The following is an 18627-nucleotide window of genomic DNA, read 5'->3' as shown; positions in this document are numbered from 1 at the left end:
GTTTTATTGATAAAGCTTAAACAGAAAAGCTCCTCGCATCAAAGCGCGAGAAAGCTTTAGAGGGTTAAAATATAAAATCCACTTGCTAGACAACATAGTATCCTTATAGTTGAAAATAAGAAGTTAATCTAGCAGAATGAATCTCTCATTTCTCTCCTACTAGTCCGTAATTCGTTGATACATTTCGGGTCTTCTATCTCGAAACAAGCCCCAGTTTAAGCGTTCGCTTGCTCCCTTATCTAGGTCATAAGTAGCTAACAGAACAGCTTCTTCTTGTCTTTCAGCTCGTTCTAGAATAGCTCCTGTTTCATCCGTCATAAAGGAGGAACCGTAGAAGTCAAGACTGGAACTCTGTCCGCCATTTTCCTCACTTGGAGCGACTTCTTCCAAGCCATAACGATTGGCTGCGATGACTGGAACAATATTTGCTGCTGCGTGTCCTTGCATGGTACGTTGCCAATGACCACAACTATCCGTATCCAAAATTGGCTCTGAACCGATAGCTGTTGGATAAAAGAGCAATTCTGCCCCATTCAATGCAAGACAACGGGCTGTTTCAGGGAACCATTGATCCCAACAGATACCAATCCCAATCTTAGCGTAGCGAGTATCCCAGACCTTGAAGCCAGTGTTGCCAGGCGTAAAATAAAACTTTTCTTGATAATAATGGTCATCTGGTATGTGGGTCTTCCGATAGACGCCCAGCACTTCTCCATCAGCATCAATGACGGCGATTGAGTTATACAAGACATTGCCATCTTTTTCATAGAAACTGATCGGTAAAACAACCTGTAATTCCTTAGCAAGCACTTTAAAATGCTGAATGGCTGTATTTTCTGTCACTGACTGGCCATACTGGTAGTAGTCATACTGGCGTTCCTGACAGAAATAGGGACGTTCAAACAGCTCTGGCAAGAGGATGATTTGTGCGCCTTGTTCTGCAGCCTGACGTACTAAACGCTCTGCGGTTTGGATATTTGTTGTCACATCCTTGGCACATTGCATCTGGATCGCTGCAACTCTTACATTTCTCATCTTTTTCTCCTATTCTGGGATTTGTTGGGTGATACAGTGGATATTGCCACCACCTAAGAGAATATCTCTGGCTGGTATTCCGACAACTTTACGGTCTGGGAAACACTTACTGAGGATATCTAAGGCCACTTGATCGTTTTTATCTTGAAACTGGGGAACCAAGATAGCCTTATTGGCGATATAAAAGTTTACGTAGGAAGCTGCTAGTCGTTCGCCAGCGTAGCGTTCTTCTTCACCTTCTTCGTAGGAATAACCAGGAAGATCTTCTTCTGTCACAACTTGTCGAACTGCAGGGATAGGCAATTTATGAATGGTGAAGTGACGACCTTTTGCATCTGTTTCTTGCTCTAAGAGTTCGAGATCTGCTTTTGACATGGCATACTGGGGATCGTTTTGATCATCTGTCCAAGCCAAAACAAGCTCAGCAGGACCAACGAAGGCTGCAACATTATCAACGTGTTCATTGGTTTCATCTTGATAAATACCATAAGGAAGCCAGATAACTTTTTCAGCGCCAAGGCACTCTAATAAGGTATTTTCGATTTCTTCCTTACTAAGATGAGGATTGCGACCAGAACTAAGCAAGCAACTTTCAGTCACGAGAATGGTTCCTTGGCCATCGCTATGTATCGCTCCGCCTTCCAGTACAAAAGGTTTGGCATCGTAAACAGGCATTTCCAAGGTTTCAGCAAAACGACTGGCTACTTGGTCATCATCTTCATAGTCTTGGTAGAGACCATCAACAGCACCACCCCAAGCATTGAAAGACCAATCCACGGCTAATTTCTGGCCTTTATCATTGACAAGAATAGTCGGACCTGTATCACGGGCCCAGGCGTCATTGGTGGGAATGTCTAGATAAATAACGCTATCTCCAAGGTAGTTTTGGGCTTCAGATAGATAGTCCTGCTCCACTAAAAGATAAATTCTTTCCCCTTCTGCTATGGTTTTGATAATCTGAGTAAATGCTCTTTTGGCAGCCTTTCCTTGAAAAGGCCATGAACCTGGTCGAGTCGGCCATATCATGAGGGTACCATGGTGTGGTTCATACTCTGCTGGCATACGATAGCCTAATTTTTTGGGACTGTCCATCATGATAATCTCCCTTTAAAGTCTTGATAGCCGAAGGCTTTGACCAAGCTGCAGTCTCCCTGTTCGTCCATGAGATAGAGACTGGGCAAGCCAATACCATTAAAGGTATTGTTTTTGACAAAGGAATAAATAGCCATATCTTCAAAATAAAGTCTGTCTCCGATTTGGACTGGATTTTCAAAGCTATAATCTCCAATCACATCACCCGTCAGACAGGTATTAGAAGAAAGTCTGTAGGTATGGGCTTTTTCCTGTGCCTCAAAGCCATTTCTCAAAGGTGGACGATAGGGCATCTCAAGTACATCAGGCATATGACAGGTCGCAGAGGCGTCTAAAACCAAGATTTCCATACCGTTTTCGACAATATCCAATACTTCAGTTGCTAGATAACCCGCATTGAGCGCAATAGCTTCACCAGGCTCGATATAGATTTCAAGATTGTAAGTTTCTCGGATACGTTTGATTTCTGAAATCAGCAAATCCACATCGTAACCTTCTCTTGTGATGTGGTGTCCGCCCCCCATATTGAGCCATTTGACCTTATGTAAGTAGGGACCAAACTGCGCTTCTACTGCTTTCAAAGTTGTTTGTAAATCATCTGAACCTTGCTCGCAAAGGGTGTGAAAATGAAGACCATCCACCAAATCCAGCAAATCACTAGGAATCTTGTCTAGAGTAACTCCAAAGCGAGAACCTGGTGCACAAGGGTCATAGAGAGCGTGATCTCCTTGAGTTGAACATTGAGGGTTGAGGCGCAAACCAACACTGACACCAGTCTCCCGACAATGAGGCCCATGTTTACGCAATTGTCTCTCGGAGTTAAAGACGATATGGTCTGTTATCTCAAGCAATTCTTCCAAGTCTGCATCTTTGAAAGCAGGCGCAAATACATGGACTTCTCCTGGAAATTCTTCCCTAGCTAACTTAGCTTCATATAGTCCACTGGCTGTTGTACCTGATAGATACTGGCTAATCAAGGGATAGGTTTTGTAGAGGGAATAGGCCTTTTGAGCTAGCAAAACCTTGCAACCAGCTTCTTCTTGAACATATTGTAGGATACGGCAGTTGGCTTCTAACTTGGCTAAGTCAATGATGTAAGCTGGTGTTGGTACTTGTTCTAGCTTCATTAGTCCACCATTTGTGGGTTTTCTACCACAACCCATGGCAATCCGTACTCATTCAAAGCTTCCATGAATGGATCTGGATCCAATTCTTCAAGGTTGTAAACTCCAGCTTGTTTCCAAGTACCGTTCATAACCAATTTTGTCCCAATCATGGCTGGAACGCCAGTCGTGTAAGAAATTGCTTGTGAACCAACTTCTGCGTAACATTCCTGATGGTCGCAAACATTGTAGATGTAGATGGTCTTTTCAACGCCATCTTTGACACCTGTAAAGATACATCCAATATTGGTTTTACCTACAGTACGTGGGCCAAGGCTAGCAGGATCTGGAAGCAAGGCTTTCAAAAATTGGATTGGAACAATTTCTTGGCCATTAAAGTTAATGGTATCCGTACGAAGGAGTCCAACATTTTCAAGACATTTCATGTGCGTCAAGTAAGATTGACCAAAAGTCATAAAGAAACGAATGCGTTTGACACCTGGAATGTTCTTGGCCAATGATTCAATTTCTTCATGGTGAAGGAGATACATGTCTTTTTGTCCAACTTGAGGGAAATCGTACTCGCGCTTGATAGACATGGCTTCAACTTCGACCCATTTTCCATCTTCCCAGTAAGAACCTGGCGCAGAAACCTCGCGTAGATTGATTTCTGGGTTAAAGTTTGTTGCAAATGGATAACCGTGGTCACCACCATTACAGTCTAAAATATCGATATAGTGGATTTCATCAAAATAGTGTTTGAGAGCATAGGCTGAAAAGACACTAGTCACACCTGGGTCAAATCCAGAACCAAGCAGGGCGGTCAAGCCTGCTTTTTTGAATTTTTCCTGATAAGCCCATTGCCATGAGTAGTCAAAGTAGGCTGTAAATCCAAGTTCCTTACAGCGTTTTTCGTAGATAGCACGCCACTCAGGGTCTTCTGTATCCTCAGCCTCATAGTTGGCTGTATCGATATAGTGAACACCTGTTGCCAAACAAGCATCCATAATGGTCAAGTCTTGGTATGGTAGAGCTACGTTCAAAACTGCTTCTGGCTTGTAGCTTTCAATCAGGGCAATCACTTCTTCTACCTTGTCAGCATCAAGAGCAGCTGTCTCAATCTTTGTACTTGTTTTGCCTTCCAGTTTAGCCTTCAAGTCATCACATTTTGACTTAGTACGGCTAGCAATCATAATCTCTGTAAAGGTTTCGCTATCCTGACAAATCTTTGAAATAGCAACTTGGGCAACGCCCCCACATCCAATAACTAGTAAACGACTCATTTTTTTCCTTCCTCTTCTTCTAAAATGTCCTCAACATACTTGGGCAACATAAAGGCTCCCACGTGTAAGTTTGCAGTGTAGTATTCTGTGAAAAGCTGGCGTTTTTTCCAGCCTTCCTTGTCAAAATCTTTGACAGGGTGGTATTTTTTCGAAGCAAATCCAAACAACCAATAGCCCGCTGGACTGGTTGGGATATGGGCCTGATAAACCCGACTGATTGGAAAGGCTTGATTGACTTTGCGGTGCATGCTTCGACAAGCTGACTCATCTTCGTCAAAGAAAGGACTCCCATGCTGGTAGATCATGATACCATCTTCCTTTAGAGCTCGATAACTGTTTCCGTAAAATTCCTTGGTAAAGAGCCCTTCCGTATGTCCAAAGGGATCTGTCGCATCGTTGATGATAATATCGTAATCATCTTCGCAGTTTCGCAAAAAGCGTATCCCATTTTGGTAGTAAATGGTAACACGAGGATCATCTAGCCCCGCAGCAAAATCTGGAAAATACTCACGACAGACTTCAACCAACATCTCATCTGGTTCCACAATATCGATTTGTTCAAGCTCAGGATAGAGAGTTAATACTTGGGCAACACCGCCGTCGCCACCCCCAATAACCAAGACTTTCTTTGGATTGGGATGCACAGCCATGGGAACGTGGACGGTCATTTCATTGTAGACAAAATCATCCGCATCTGAAAACAAGACATGCCCATTTAAAATCAGTATTTTCCCAAAAGCTGGCGTATCCAAGACTTCGATATCCTGCCATTCACTTTTACCAGCGTAGAGTTGCTTGGCTGTTCTCAGGGACAATTTGACATCTGGAGTATGAACTTCAGAAAACCATAAATCCATCTAGTTCTCCTTTCTCTTAATGACGTTGATGTGATTGACCTCAGGATCTTCCGTCCCTTGGAGGGAGCAACCACGTTCCTTGGCAAATTGGATATAATCGACCATTTCTCGTGTAATGCGTTCTCCAGGAGCCAAGATAGGGATTCCTGGAGGGTAACACATAACAAATTCTCCACAGACTTGTCCAACAGATTCGTCTAAAGACAAACTTCTTCTCTCTGAATAGAAGGCTTCCTGAGGAGAAAGGACCAACTCTGGCTGAATATATTCTCCAGCTATCAAGTCCTTCCCATCTCGTGAATAGAGTCTCTTGATATCAGCAAGAGCACCAACCAAGCGCTCGATGTCTTGAATACGGTCACCGATTGAAATATAAGCCAAGATATTGCCAATATCACCAAACTCAATCTGAATGTCGTATTCATCGCGTAGGAGGTCATAAACCTCGATACCTGTTAAGCCAATACCCTGAGTGTAAACTGACAGCTTGGTTACATCAAAATCACAGACCGACACTCCGTCTATTAACTCTTTTGAATAGGCATAGTAGCCACCGATGGCATTGATTTCACGACGAGCATACTCTGATAACTCAATGACATTCTCAAACGACTCTTTACCACGAAGAGCCAAGTTGCGACGCGAAATATCCAAACTAGCCATCAACAAGTAAGAGGCAGATGTAGACTGGGTCAGGTTGATAATCTGACGAACGTACTCAGGATTCATCTGCTCCCCGATAAGAAGGATGGAGCTCTGGGTCAAACTCCCACCAGACTTATGCATAGAAACCGCCGCCATATCCGCTCCAGCGTCCATAGCAGATAATGGCAATTTATCTGTAAAATGCAAATGCGCTCCATGGGCTTCATCCACTAAAACAAGCATGCCAGCTTCGTGAGCCATTTCCGTCAAACCCTTGAGGTCTGAACAAATCCCATAGTAAGTTGGATTGTTAATGAGGATAGCCTTGGCATCCGGATGTTCCTTGATTGCTTGGGCAACACGGTCATTTTCAAGTCCTAAAGCGATGCCGATTTTAGGATCTACACTCATCTCGATATAGATAGGAATGGCGCCACATAGAACCAGCGCATTGATAGCAGATTTGTGGACATTACGTGGCAGAATAATCTTATCTCCTGCCTTACAAGTCGAAAGAATCATGGTTTGAACTGATGAGGTTGTACCGCCAATCATGAGAAAGGCATGCGCCGCTCCAAAAGCATCCGCTGCCAACTCCTCTGCATCCCGAATAATCGAAATGGGATGACCAAGATTATCCAAGGGTTTCATAGAATTGACATCAATGCCAACACATTTTTCTCCCAACAATTCAACAAGTTCTGGATTTCCCCGTCCGCGTTTGTGACCTGGTACATCAAAGGGAACAATCCGTTTCTTTCTTAGCTTTATCAGACCTTCATAAATAGGGGCCTGATTTTGATCTAACTTCTTCAAGACATACTCCTTTACCGTATTTTTAGTTCCTCAAAATAATGAGGGCGACCAAAGGTTGACTTATGAAAAAAGAGCAGGTTTTCACCTGCTCTGCAATCTTCTGACGTGTTTATTTTGGTTTCTGTTGAGTATGTCTGTTCCCGATGTTTCCTAACTCTCTAGTAGCAAATATTACGTACTTTATTGATCGTTTCACAAGATGACGTGTGCTTTCACCACACTAAAATTTATGAATTAGGACAAGCGTCCTAACATCAACTTATAAAAGTAGGCTTTTAACCCTATCAATAATGTGGCTTTTAAACCACGCTTCGGCATTCAACCCTGCCTGTCCGTAGGCATTTTTTACTCGGGTTTATATTTGCTAGAAAACATCATCTCATTTTCTAAGCTTTATTAATATAACATACTTCTAACACTCTGTAAAGTACTTTTTTGAAAAAATATCTATTTTTGTTCGGAAAAATAATATTTTATATAGATTTGTATAAGTTGTATAATGTGAAAGCGAATATAAAAAGAACTAGTCCACTAGTTCTTTTAAATGTATCTTAACGAATCTTGTGCTTATTTAATGGTAACAGAAAAACGATAGCCATTTAATTGTATAAATTTCACCAAAACGAATAAAGCAGTTCGTTTATTAGCATTGGCAAAAACATGCTTTTTTCAAGCAATACAAGTAGCTCATTGAGAATAAGAGAGCCACTCATTAATCATACTAGCGATTTCTTTGGGTACTTCAGTGTAAAGCTCATGACCAAAGTTCTCTAGAAAAATAGTATCAAAATAGTCTGGCAATTCTTTTAGGGTTTCCTCTCTCCATGTAGCTCCATTAGAATAGCGAGGACTGATAAACAAAGTATCTCCCACTTCTCTCTTAAAAGCTTGTATTTTCCTCCGTAGGCTGAGTATCGCTTCTATATTTTCATAATTTATAGATAACTCATATCTATTATACTCAGAATTCCAGTGATAGGACTGTCTTACGGCTTTCTCGATATTTTCTGACCAATGCTTTGCTTCGGATTTTTCTTTAGAAATAAGAAGATTTAAGTCCGAAACGACTTGAGATTCAATATAGTTTTTAGTTTCCTCTAACTCTGTATCTAAAGGTAAAATCTTATCTAAATCTAGATAGCCACCATCCAAAAGAATCAGTTTTGTCACTTCATAAAATTCCGATGCAAGATAACGCGCCAAATCTCCTCCAAGAGAATGACCTATCAGACATATAGATTCTTCCTCTACAATCTCATTTTTAAACCATGATTTCAATTCTGTTTCATCTCGAAGATGCTTTTCATATGGATTTAGAAAATAAATCTGCGAATCTAGTTCTTGAAGAAAATCCTTGCTATGATAGAAATTGCTTCCCAGACCTCCAATAAAATATTTTTTCATTCTCTACTTAATACTATGCTTATTCATCTTTTGTTCAAAGATAGTCGTGATAATTTGCTGCAATTCTTCGCGTTCTTTTTCTGGAATTTCACCACTTGTTTGAGCTGCTGCGTAGAGCTCAGGGTGTTCAATAGAAATTCGTTTGATCGTACGTGTCGTAGCATGTTTTCTGACGAAAAATGGGATTCTCTTAATCAAGTCTTGTGGTACTAGTGCAAGAATCTTCTCAGCAGTTTCCTTGTCACTAATCTTAGACGTCGTCAGCCCCTTCTTAATCATTTCCTGTTCTTTTTCTGTAAAATCTTTTAATTCCATTCAATTAGTCCTCCTATTTTCACTAAGTTAAATTATATACCAATCCAAATAAAACTACAAATGGACTGTTTGGAAATACGAGCAATACTTTAAAGAGTGGTTTCTGGCTATTAACGATTGAAATAACCCACCAACTCATCAAAAATATAAATGTCCTAGGATTACTGTCATATCTTACCACTATTAAAGCTTAACCCACTTATCATTATCCATGATGAAAGGTTTAGCCAGTCCGTCACCTGTGTAATCTGCATACTTGGTTCCTAAATACTTGTAGCAATCTTCCTTACTGGCAAATTTAATCGCTTGGTAGGGCTCTTCGAAAGTCAATTTCTCTACAAATAAGAAGCCATCATCAGCAGGCACTAAGACCCCAACGTGGCCTACAAACAGATACTCACCATCCAGATTGTCGTGTAAGACTACAGATAGCATTCGAGCTTTATCGTTAAATTGAAACTGGGAGAAGAATGTTTCCATCTTTTCAGCGTGGACCTTGACATCTGTAGTTGCTTCAGTTGGAACTCTCGAAAATAGAATATCAAATTCTTCCTTATCTTGGGAATCAAAGACCTTTCCCTTATCAATCGCATCGTTATCTAGGAAAAGCAATTGGTCATTTTTTTCAAGTTTTGGAATGGTGACTGAATTTTTCAAAAGACAATAACTATTGATACGACAGTTTGTACCAACGAAATCGCCCTTCTTTTGATTCCAAAGGTTGCTAATTTTCTCAACATCGTATTCGGTGTGAGTAAAGGAAGTGAAATCTCCTGATAGGCCTGTCGAGCCGACAATAGTATTATAATCATTTACAAGATTAAAAAAGGCATCAACACTATTTGGATCCAAGTGAGCTGATAAGAGAGATTTGACCTCTTCTGTACTTACCTGATTGTTTAGGTTGGTGTATGAAGCTTTCCATGGAACTTTCGCTGAACTGGTTTGCCTTTGATTCGTCCCTTCAAAAGTAGTATTTTGTTGTTGACAAGCAGCCAAGCCTAAAAACAAGAAGGAACATATTCCTAATGTGGCTAACTTTCTTGATACCTTCATCTCTTTCTCCTTTGACAGGTGTAGTCACTAGCCTTATTATACTACATAAGTTGAGAAAAAGAGCATAATCTTCATCAACTACTCTTTATAAAATCACAAATCCTTTTTGAGAGATGACAAGCTGATTCTCTAATTCTTGGCAATCGCTTGCTAGTGCTACTGCTTCCTTTTCTAAAAGATAATCTTCTTTGGACTGGTTAAAAATGGCTTTGATGACTTGGTTATCGTAATTCCATTGCAAGGTTAGTACATCAGCTTTGATTTCTTGGAGTCTATACTTGCCGTGCTGAATGGTTGCTGACGCATGTTTGCGAATCTTGATTAGCTTCTTCATGAAATTCAGCATATCATTGTCACTTGATACACGTTCCCAAGGCATACAACGACGACAATCTGGGTCTGGACCGCCAGTCAAGGATAACTCGGTTCCGTAATAAATGCAGGGTGTTCCTTTTTGTAAAAAGAGAAAGGCTAGGGCTGATTTAACTAGTTGAACGTCTTCATTTGCCGTCCACAAGATTCGCTCTGTATCATGCGAATCCAAGAGATTAAACATAACCTCTGAAATCTGTTGCTTGTAATACATAGACTGACCACTAATTTCATAGATGAATTGGTCAGTCTTCTTAACATCTCGTAAGAAATAGTCCTTGATACTATCAGATAAAGGATAATTCATGACGGCATGGAACTCATCGCCATTTAGCCAAGGCTGAGCCGTATGCCAGACTTCTCCAAGGATATAAAGATCGGGCTTTTTAGCTAAAACTGCTTTTCGAAAATCCTTCCAAAACTGATGATCAATCTCATTAGCCACATCCAAACGCCAAGCATCAATATCAAACTCTTCAATCCAATAAGTCGCAACCTTTAAAAGATAATCCTTGACCTCTGGATTGGCCGTATTTAGCTTAGGCATATAGTCCTCGAAACCAAAAGCATGATAGGGTAAGTCTCTCTTATTAGCTAGCTTTTCAGTCGTCACTGGGAATTGTTGAATATGAAACCAATCTTTGTAAGCAGACCCCACCCCATTTTTGACAACATCTTGCCATTGAGGCGATTGCGAACCAATATGATTAAATACAGCATCCAGCATGATTTTCATACCTCGCTGATGAGCTTGCTTGACCAGCTCCCGAAAGGTCTCCTTGTCTCCAAAATGACGGTCAATTTCAAAGTAGTCTGTCGTATTGTACTTATGATTGCTCGTAGATTCAAAGATCGGACAAAGATAAAGTCCAGTAATGCCCAAGTCTTGCAAGTAATCCAGATGGTCAATAATCCCCTGTAAATCACCACCGAAGAAATCATCACTATTAGGTGTGACAGATGAATCCCAGTCTAAAGTCCCTTCTGGGTTTAATCGCGCATTTCCATTAGCAAATCTCTCAGGAAATATCTGATACCATACCGTATCTGAAACCCAATCAGGAATCTTGCAGGCATCAATTTCATGAAGATAAGGCAACTTAAATCCATTTCCAATAGCATGAAGATTTTCTAGAGAATTTTCCACACACCCTTTATCGCCATACAAAATACTTTGGCCTTCTGTATCCTTGAGTTCAAAGAGATACTGGATACGTGCAAAATCAACTGAGACTTCAACCTGCCAATAATCAAAGATGGCGTCAGAAGTCAGCTTGGACATTTCCTTTGTATCCTGATAAAACTCCTCCATAAAGATAAAAGGGTCACCATAATGCAAGTTGATGCTTTCAATATCCCCTTTCTTAGTTCGAATCCGAATATGAAGTTTCTTATCCTTATAAAGATAGGCATACTCCGACTCAGTCCTATGGTAAATAGCGCTTAATTCCATCAATTTGTCTCCTTAGTTTTAATTCAAATTTTACGCAAACGTTTTCATAATTATGATTCTAGTATACTACTTTCGTATTTTATTTTCAAGGCTTGTCCGTAGATTCTAGTGATTTGGTTCTATAAATAAAAAAAGCAGCCAGTCTTACAACTTGCTACTTTTCAAATGATGATTTACAAATGTCTTTCCAGCCACTCTATTTTTTTAAAATCCTTATTGTTATTGTGATCATTTCGATAGGAATCTTGGGAAGAAGCCTTGTAAATACTTAAAAACTGTTCCAAACTTGGAACGTGAAAAGTGATGTTTTCGAGATGAATCAGCTCTATATCCGATTCCGAAACTCCTGCAAAATCAGGTAAAGAATCGATACTTCCAAACTCAACACTCAGACCATCTTTTTGGAATTCATGCTCATGAATATCTATTAAGGCGTATCCTAAGTGTTTCATCACTTTCATTATCTTGTCCCACTCATAAATTCTGAGATGATCAGGTGCTTCCCAACCTCTAGGATCACCAGGCACATGAATGTCAATGTCAGACGGCCTCCATTCTTCATTTGAACGGTATTCAAAACCCAAGGACCCCATGAGCGTCGGAGTGATTCCGATTTGGTTTAAATGAGAACAAATTGTTCGAAATTCATCAAATAGAGAATTCATTCCTCCTCCAATCGTTGATACAGAACTTGATTTCATTGTAAAAAATAAACTATTTTTTATCTTCTACTCTTTCGGTTTTGAAAATACTTCTACTCGTTGAGCTAGAACTTTGATTTCTACAGGTAGGTTATCCGATTTATCGCCGTCAACATCTGACTCCAATTCACTATCTGAAGAGATCTTAATATTACGCGCTCTGATGTACTCAATATTATCATTGCCGACAACATCTCCTTTTAGTAAATCAGGAATAACGGATAATTTAGAGAATATTGAAGCATCTTTCAGAATCAAAATGTTGGCATAGCCATCTTTGTTTTCTTCAAAGATTTTTTTGTCAGCGAAGTAATTTGTCAAGAGAACCAAAACATGGCTAGCTTCACCAACATAATTTTCATTCTCTGTCTCAACCTTAATGTTAAAGACCTGATCCGTCATAACGGACTTCATGGTATTTACAGCATAGGCAAGAATACCAAATTTTGTCTTATCTTCAATTTCAACATTGTGAATCGCTTCTGGCAGAGAACCGATACTAAAGATATAACCAAAATAATTGTCATTCGCTTTTCCGATATCAATCTTATTGGTTAAGTTAAAATCGAGTTCATCAATTGCGCCATCGATGTCTTGATTGATTTCCAACAGTTTCGTAATGAGGTTACCCGTACCCCCAGGGATAATACCCAACTTAGGAATGTAGTCTCTCTCAGCAATACCCGAAATAACTTCATTGACAGTCCCATCTCCACCAAACACAACCACTGCATCGTACTGCTCACGAGAAGCTTCCTCAGCAAAATGTGTTGCATCCAGCGCTTTTTCGGTAATCTTGGTCTCCACTTGCTCAAAGTATTCTTTTGCTTTATTCTCCAGCTTTTCTTTGTAATCCAAAGCCTTCTCGCCACCAGAAGTAGGGTTGATAATTAACATTGCTTTTTTCATTGATAATACTCCTTAATTTTTAAATAGAAATGTTTACATTTCGTCGTATGCAAGTAAATGTAATCCTATTATACAATGAAAATACAGAAAAGAGAAATATGACGTACTGGAGATTAATTTGCTTTTATTCTATTGTCCCATCGTCTAACTACATCCTTTAAGGGTTCATCCAAGTAAGAATAGGCCTTATCCTTTATCCAGTCAGGAATACCATAAGCTGCCTCTGCTATGCTGCCAGTGATTGCTGCGAGTGTATCACTGTCGCCACCAAGTGAGATGGCATTTCTTATCGCATCTTCGAAGTCTGTACTTTCAAGAAAGGCAATAATGGCTTGAGGGACAGTTTCCTGACATGTTTCGTTGAAACGATAGTTAGGACGGATTTCATCTAAAGTTTGAGATAGATTGTAGCTGTATTCCTTCTCTATATAATCCTTAATCCGTCTTTTACACTCCGTAGGATTGTCGTTGATTGGTTGCTCGTATTCTCTACAATGACCACCAAAGTAAAAACGACACAGAAAGATAGCATCAGCTGTAGCCATTGCACCTTTAATACCTTCTGGATGATTATGAGTTACCTCTGCAGAAAGACTCGCAAGTCCTCTAGATGATGGCCACATACCAGTTCTCGCATAAAAACCACAGTCCATGTCCCAAGCACATGGAGAAACACGCATAGCTGATCCATTCCCAAAGCTACTATAAGGCTCACGGTTATCGCTATTTAGCCATGCATTAAACCGAGCACCATAATCAGCATCCGGATACATTCTGCCATATTTCTTCATAGCGTCAATAAAGTCATCCTTTTGCCCACCATTCATGATTGCTTCAGCGACAGCACAGGTCATAACCGTATCATCCGTGAAAAAACAATCCTCACGAAATAAAGGAAAATCCTTCGTTTTGATGTTGTTCCATTCGTAAACTGAACCTACAATGTCTCCAACAATTGCTCCTAGCATGGTATTCCTCCTTACAAACTATTGGTTGAGACTGACATTTCTACTTTTCATACTCGTCTATTCTATCAGCATATTCAGTCAAAAGTTTCTTTGAATAAATTTTTTCATTACTTGAATTTCTAACTTCTTTCCAAAGAATGGAAGCTACTTTTAGTTTATTCGAGCAGTTACGATTATTTTCGTCTGCACAGAAGTCCTTTAAAAATTGGTTCCATTGACAAACCGAATGGTCATACTTGGCATAATTTGAATCTCCATAATAAACTTTTAGCATATCTTGGATTGTAAAACTCAAATCATTTTCTCTTTTTACTTTTCTCCAAGCTGTCGCCATATCAGCAGTAAATTTAAAGGGCGAAACATCTGTTAAAGTTGAGAAATATTCTCTAAAGTGTGCATTAAAGGAGAATCCACATTCAAGCAAGGGTGTGTCCAAGGTAACGACTTCTACTCGTTTCTTTTTATTTTTTATTGATGATTTTTTAATCAAATTCCCCTTAAAGTACTGCTCAATAATATCATTGAGTTCCTGTTTTGTACCTCTATATTCAAGCCCTAATGACTTGCATATCTGTGAAAGTTCACTACGATACCAATAGTATTTATTAAACTCATCAAAGGATGCAATTTTATCAAACTCAGGTCTGCTTTTTATCAAAAAAACACCACCTTAAAACAAATTTAGATTGTCATATCGAAATAATGGAGTTTTAGTTTCATTGTTTTGACGTTTAACTTCGTTTCACTAACAAACTCACACAATCAGCTTCGGACTTACCGTATCATCAGTGAAAAAACAATCTTCACTAAATAAAGGAAAGTCCTTCGTTTTGATATTGTTCCATTCGTAAACTGAACCTACAATATCTACAATAATTGCTCCTAGCATCCGTTTCCTCCTTATGGCATTTCAGATTCGTTACACATTTCTAATGAATCACTCTTTAAAAATGGCACCACCAAATCAATCCACTCATAAGGCAGGTAAGCTGATAAATAACCGTGGTTATAACCCTTTGCTTCATACCAAATTGTATTTGAATGTAGCTGATGAAATAATTTCGCTGATTTTTTCACACAGTTCAATTCTTTTTCACCATAGATATACAGAACTTGAGCTTTGCTAGCAGAAATCATATCTTTCAGCTTGTAATACCCCATATAGGTTTTGTAAATGGTCACCAATGTTTTAACAGGTGTCCTTGGCAGATCCTCCAAATAATAAGCTTTTATTTCCTCTGGATAAGCCAGTTTAGGATAGAGTTTGTTCATCATGCTTAACTGAAGTTTGCAAGAGAATTTATTGAACATCAGTTTACCGAATAGAGACACTAGAAAGCTGCTGATTTTAGCTAACCTTGGTTGAGGAATACAGAGACTTCCGTCTATAATGGCCTTCTCAGCAATTTCACTATCTAAAGACAAAAGCTCCATGGCAATTTGACCACCAAGTGAAACACCACCGATTGCAAACAATTTCCCACCACAGTTTGCTTTGATATAGTCTAGAATCTCCAAAGCCGAATCTTCAGTAGAAACATAATCAAGTTGATATTCTTCACCATGACCATTCAAAGTAGGTAAAATAACACGGTATTTTTCTGACAAGATACGTGCTTGACGAAGATAATTCCACCAAGAACTGCCACCACCATGTATTAGTAAAATAGGAGGCAAATTCTTCTTACCAAATTCATGGAATTTCATGTTTAAACTCCTTACTGTAGGACTTTCACTAGCTACATCCTTGTTTAATCAGCTTGAACAAGCAGTGATAGCACCCGAACATGTGGTGCTAGTTAACTTATATATTATAGAACGAAAGTATATACTGTCTTGTACCAAATGCCTATTTCAAATAAATGTGTAAAATGATTTATTACTACAATAGTTAATCATTTACTCCAATAACACTACACTCTGTAAAACTAAAAACACAAAGTCACCAGTAGTACCTTTTCTCACTTAGATATTGTTCTTTTTGTTCTCTAGAAATTTCATGATTTCTAATTCCTAGTAATTCGTCTGTTGAAGAAACTATTGGGTCGATCCAGTCTGCTTTGGATCTAATCCAATCAATTTCGTCTTTACTAAGCTTCCCTGCCATCTCCAATTTATCAGCCATCAATCTTAAATCATTTGCTGTTTGAAAATCTTCTAGCATATTAAGAAGAGACATTGTCTGCTTCTTCTCTTCTTCGATTCTATTTTGTAATTTTCTTTTTCGCTCCTGTTCCTCTTTGTATAGTCTTTCTCTCTCTTCTCGTTCAAGTCGTAAGTTCTTAACTTTATAATACTCTTGGTAAATTAAAACAATTATTTCTGGGAGTGATTGTTCAATCGAGAATTCATTAGTATCTTTAATGTATTTACCATCTATTATCTTAAATCGAAATTTTCCATTTGGTATATAGTCATACTTCCTTATTCTTGGTTTATAAGCATATCCATTAAACTTTACGCTATCATTGTACTTCGCTAATTCTTTAGCTTCTTCTTTCGTTAATTCATGACTTACTTTGTCTGTTGATTCTATAACATCAAAACGAACAATATCCTTATCAATTTGAATATCCAATTTTGAAGTTACATTATCACCGATTCTTTCAATTACAGTAAACAGTATATCTAAAAAGCGATATAAACGAGGAAGTGAATTTAGTGAAATATTTTTTACAAATTTAGGTTCTTTTAAATCATTATATCTGTGTCTAGGATCAAAGTAAGGATAAGAAGCAGCTTTTTCCCTCTTATTCCACTCTACAATTTTATCTCTTAGATCAGCTACAGATTTATGTAACCTCTTATTTGGAGACTGGTTTAGATTTGAAACTGTTTCAATAATACGCTCTATTTTATCGTCCTCTAAAAATGATAATGAACTTCTTATACTAGTTGTATCAAGTTTAAAAATATCTTTATTTTTATCTTCCGAACTCACCTCTTTATGTTTAGCAGGTTTTATTCTATTATTCTTTAGACTTCTTCTATCAATATTAACTTCATTTACGACATTTTGTGGTAATGGCACAATAAGTTCACTTAAATCTTGTCCAGTATTCTTACGATACCAATAACTACCATTTGGAATTGGGATTTCAAATTCTTTGCATTTCTTGAGTAAGTCTGAATAGCTTAAATCATATTTCAATGAAACTTGTTTTGCACTTATTTCCCAGATTTCTTCATAGAGTTCTTCTCTAGAAAAGGTCTTTATCATCTTCATTTGAAACACCTTTACCCTTATATTTTACATCACCGTTTTTATATTTACCAAGCGAAAACGCAAATTCAAAAACCTCTAATTCTTCACTTCTGCATTTTCGCTTAATATAAAAAGTAAATCTTGTTTTAAACCGTTAAATTCCTCTATAATTTTATCTAAACTAGTTTCAATATTTTCAACACGGATCTCAGATAGCTTACCGTGATTGTATGAAATCATTCTTTCAGCAATAATATGATATGACCAACTCTCAGTGAAACGTCTGTCTCTTTCTTCGTTATGAATAGCAAAACCAATTGGGAGAAAATTATTTCTAAGACCTATAGCAACTGCCTGTGAACTTATACCTAAATAATCACCAGCAATTTTTAATGTGATTTTATTTAATTTTCTAATATCTTCGTCGGTATATTTCGGCATGTTAGTACTCCTTTTTTTATAATTCAAGTTGATGATTTAATAATCATGTCGATTGTTTTCATACTTTCTACTTTCTAAACAATTTTCAAATATATAGCGTTTTCATTATTTTCTTAACCTATTATATCATTATTCCAAACAAAAAACTGCAACTTACTCGTTGCAGTTACACAGATTTATTTCTGTTCCTTTTAGAAACTTATATTTTCATTTTCAGGCATAGTAAAGACATCATTTTTTTCAAAATAAGGTTTTACCATTTCTTTCCATCTAGCTTTATGAAAATTGATTGAGTTTAAAGGAGATAGTCCATAATTTCCCAATGCATAACCATCATTCACTTCAACTACAAGTGTTCTGCCATCACGAGTGACACCGATATCTAGTCCATAAGCTATTGGAGCATCTTTCCAACATGATATGGCTTCATCAATTACACTAGGATCAAATTGTGCATGATAATCACCTGTATAGGGGCGAACATCTAATACGCTACCATCTAACACAAAACAACGCCATTCTGCTATGAATTCTACAACCTCACTAATCCATATAGGATAGTCGAAAGGTAGACCAATACCTATCAAATCACGGGTTCCATTAACAACTCTTCCTGTAAAGACTTTTGATCCAGCTTTAGGTTTAATAAATTTTCCCCAATTATCAGGTATATTTACAATCTCTCCTAAAACACCTGCATAAATCTTTCGACCATAAAACTCTTTAAGCTCAATAGGATAGTCGTAAACCGGAACGTTTAACCCCATCATTTTTAGTAATGCTCTGGTCTCCGTTATATAATCTATAACTGCATCATCGCTTGTTAACTGTTTTATTTCAGAAAAAGATTGATATAAAACAACTTCTTCTCCTTGTAAGTAGGCACCTACTTGAGCATTGTATTTATTAATTGAAACCTCATTTGGTAATTTACTTTGTCTAATATAAACAACCATTTTATCACTCCTATAT

The 18627-nt window shown here is 38.2% G+C and carries 19 protein-coding genes and 1 pseudogene; all 20 read right to left on the bottom strand.

Annotated features, from left to right (window positions below):
- Positions 1–159 precede the first annotated feature (159 nt).
- On the bottom strand, positions 160–1035 hold the full coding sequence (gene aguB, locus B7703_RS08530) for an N-carbamoylputrescine amidase (protein ID WP_084924432.1): 876 nt from the start codon (positions 1033–1035) through the stop codon (positions 160–162).
- A gap of 9 nt (positions 1036–1044) precedes the next feature.
- Positions 1045–2130 carry an agmatine deiminase gene (aguA, locus tag B7703_RS08525; protein WP_084924430.1) on the bottom strand — a complete coding sequence of 362 codons (1086 nt, stop codon included), beginning with the start codon at positions 2128–2130 and terminating at the stop codon, positions 1045–1047.
- On the bottom strand, positions 2127–3254 hold the full coding sequence (gene nspC / locus B7703_RS08520; protein ID WP_084924429.1) for a carboxynorspermidine decarboxylase: 1128 nt from the start codon (positions 3252–3254) through the stop codon (positions 2127–2129). Before nspC ends, aguA begins: the two co-directional genes overlap by 4 nt.
- Entirely contained in the window at positions 3254–4513 is a 1260-nt protein-coding gene (locus B7703_RS08515) for a saccharopine dehydrogenase family protein (protein WP_084924427.1), read from the bottom strand. The genes nspC and B7703_RS08515 overlap by 1 nt, the downstream gene beginning before the upstream one ends.
- Complete coding sequence (gene speE, locus B7703_RS08510) at positions 4510–5370, bottom strand: polyamine aminopropyltransferase (protein ID WP_084924426.1); 861 nt, start codon at positions 5368–5370, stop codon at positions 4510–4512. The genes B7703_RS08515 and speE overlap by 4 nt, the downstream gene beginning before the upstream one ends.
- Positions 5371–6831 (bottom strand): aminotransferase class I/II-fold pyridoxal phosphate-dependent enzyme, encoded by a 1461-nt coding sequence (locus B7703_RS08505; RefSeq protein WP_084924424.1) that lies wholly within the window; start codon positions 6829–6831, stop codon positions 5371–5373.
- Positions 6832–7401: 570 nt separating this feature from the next.
- Positions 7402–7500, bottom strand: a pseudogene (locus B7703_RS08500) (type II toxin-antitoxin system death-on-curing family toxin); the annotation flags it as partial.
- A gap of 18 nt (positions 7501–7518) precedes the next feature.
- Positions 7519–8235 carry an alpha/beta hydrolase gene (locus B7703_RS08495; protein ID WP_084924422.1) on the bottom strand — a complete coding sequence of 239 codons (717 nt, stop codon included), beginning with the start codon at positions 8233–8235 and terminating at the stop codon, positions 7519–7521.
- Between the two features lie 3 nt (positions 8236–8238).
- On the bottom strand, positions 8239–8550 hold the full coding sequence (locus B7703_RS08490; RefSeq protein ID WP_045611677.1) for a hypothetical protein: 312 nt from the start codon (positions 8548–8550) through the stop codon (positions 8239–8241).
- Between the two features lie 183 nt (positions 8551–8733).
- The gene (locus B7703_RS08485) at positions 8734–9606 is read right to left on the bottom strand and encodes a DUF4300 family protein (protein WP_084924421.1); all 873 of its coding nucleotides are present in this window, start codon (positions 9604–9606) and stop codon (positions 8734–8736) included.
- An 85-nt stretch (positions 9607–9691) separates the two neighbouring features.
- Complete coding sequence (locus B7703_RS08480; protein WP_084924419.1) at positions 9692–11431, bottom strand: glycoside hydrolase family 13 protein; 1740 nt, start codon at positions 11429–11431, stop codon at positions 9692–9694.
- Between the two features lie 173 nt (positions 11432–11604).
- Positions 11605–12096 carry a phosphoribosylanthranilate isomerase gene (locus tag B7703_RS08475; RefSeq protein WP_049487251.1) on the bottom strand — a complete coding sequence of 164 codons (492 nt, stop codon included), beginning with the start codon at positions 12094–12096 and terminating at the stop codon, positions 11605–11607.
- 63 nt (positions 12097–12159) lie between these two features.
- The gene (locus B7703_RS08470; RefSeq protein ID WP_049487167.1) at positions 12160–13041 is read right to left on the bottom strand and encodes a diacylglycerol/lipid kinase family protein; all 882 of its coding nucleotides are present in this window, start codon (positions 13039–13041) and stop codon (positions 12160–12162) included.
- A 113-nt stretch (positions 13042–13154) separates the two neighbouring features.
- A complete protein-coding gene (locus B7703_RS08465) occupies positions 13155–14009 on the bottom strand; it encodes an ADP-ribosylglycohydrolase family protein (RefSeq protein ID WP_049487166.1) in 855 nt (284 codons plus the stop codon).
- A gap of 40 nt (positions 14010–14049) precedes the next feature.
- Positions 14050–14667 carry an SAP domain-containing protein gene (locus B7703_RS08460; RefSeq protein ID WP_049487165.1) on the bottom strand — a complete coding sequence of 206 codons (618 nt, stop codon included), beginning with the start codon at positions 14665–14667 and terminating at the stop codon, positions 14050–14052.
- Positions 14668–14763: 96 nt separating this feature from the next.
- Positions 14764–14898, bottom strand: coding sequence for an ADP-ribosylglycohydrolase (locus B7703_RS08455; RefSeq protein WP_080976061.1), 135 nt, complete (start codon positions 14896–14898; stop codon positions 14764–14766).
- An 11-nt stretch (positions 14899–14909) separates the two neighbouring features.
- Positions 14910–15716, bottom strand: coding sequence for an alpha/beta hydrolase (locus tag B7703_RS08450; protein ID WP_049487164.1), 807 nt, complete (start codon positions 15714–15716; stop codon positions 14910–14912).
- A gap of 235 nt (positions 15717–15951) precedes the next feature.
- The gene (locus B7703_RS08445) at positions 15952–17235 is read right to left on the bottom strand and encodes a hypothetical protein (protein WP_049487163.1); all 1284 of its coding nucleotides are present in this window, start codon (positions 17233–17235) and stop codon (positions 15952–15954) included.
- A 75-nt stretch (positions 17236–17310) separates the two neighbouring features.
- Positions 17311–17655, bottom strand: a complete 345-nt coding sequence (locus B7703_RS08440) for a hypothetical protein (protein ID WP_049487162.1) — start codon at positions 17653–17655, stop codon at positions 17311–17313.
- 191 nt (positions 17656–17846) lie between these two features.
- A complete protein-coding gene (locus B7703_RS08435; protein ID WP_049487161.1) occupies positions 17847–18611 on the bottom strand; it encodes an ATP-grasp domain-containing protein in 765 nt (254 codons plus the stop codon).
- Between the last annotated feature and the right edge of the window lie 16 nt (positions 18612–18627).

This window comes from Streptococcus mitis (genome assembly GCF_002096735.1).
Taxonomy (GTDB): domain Bacteria; phylum Bacillota; class Bacilli; order Lactobacillales; family Streptococcaceae; genus Streptococcus; species Streptococcus mitis_CZ.
Note: the sequence above shows the minus strand (reverse complement) of the source record. Positions and strands in the feature narration are given on the sequence as shown.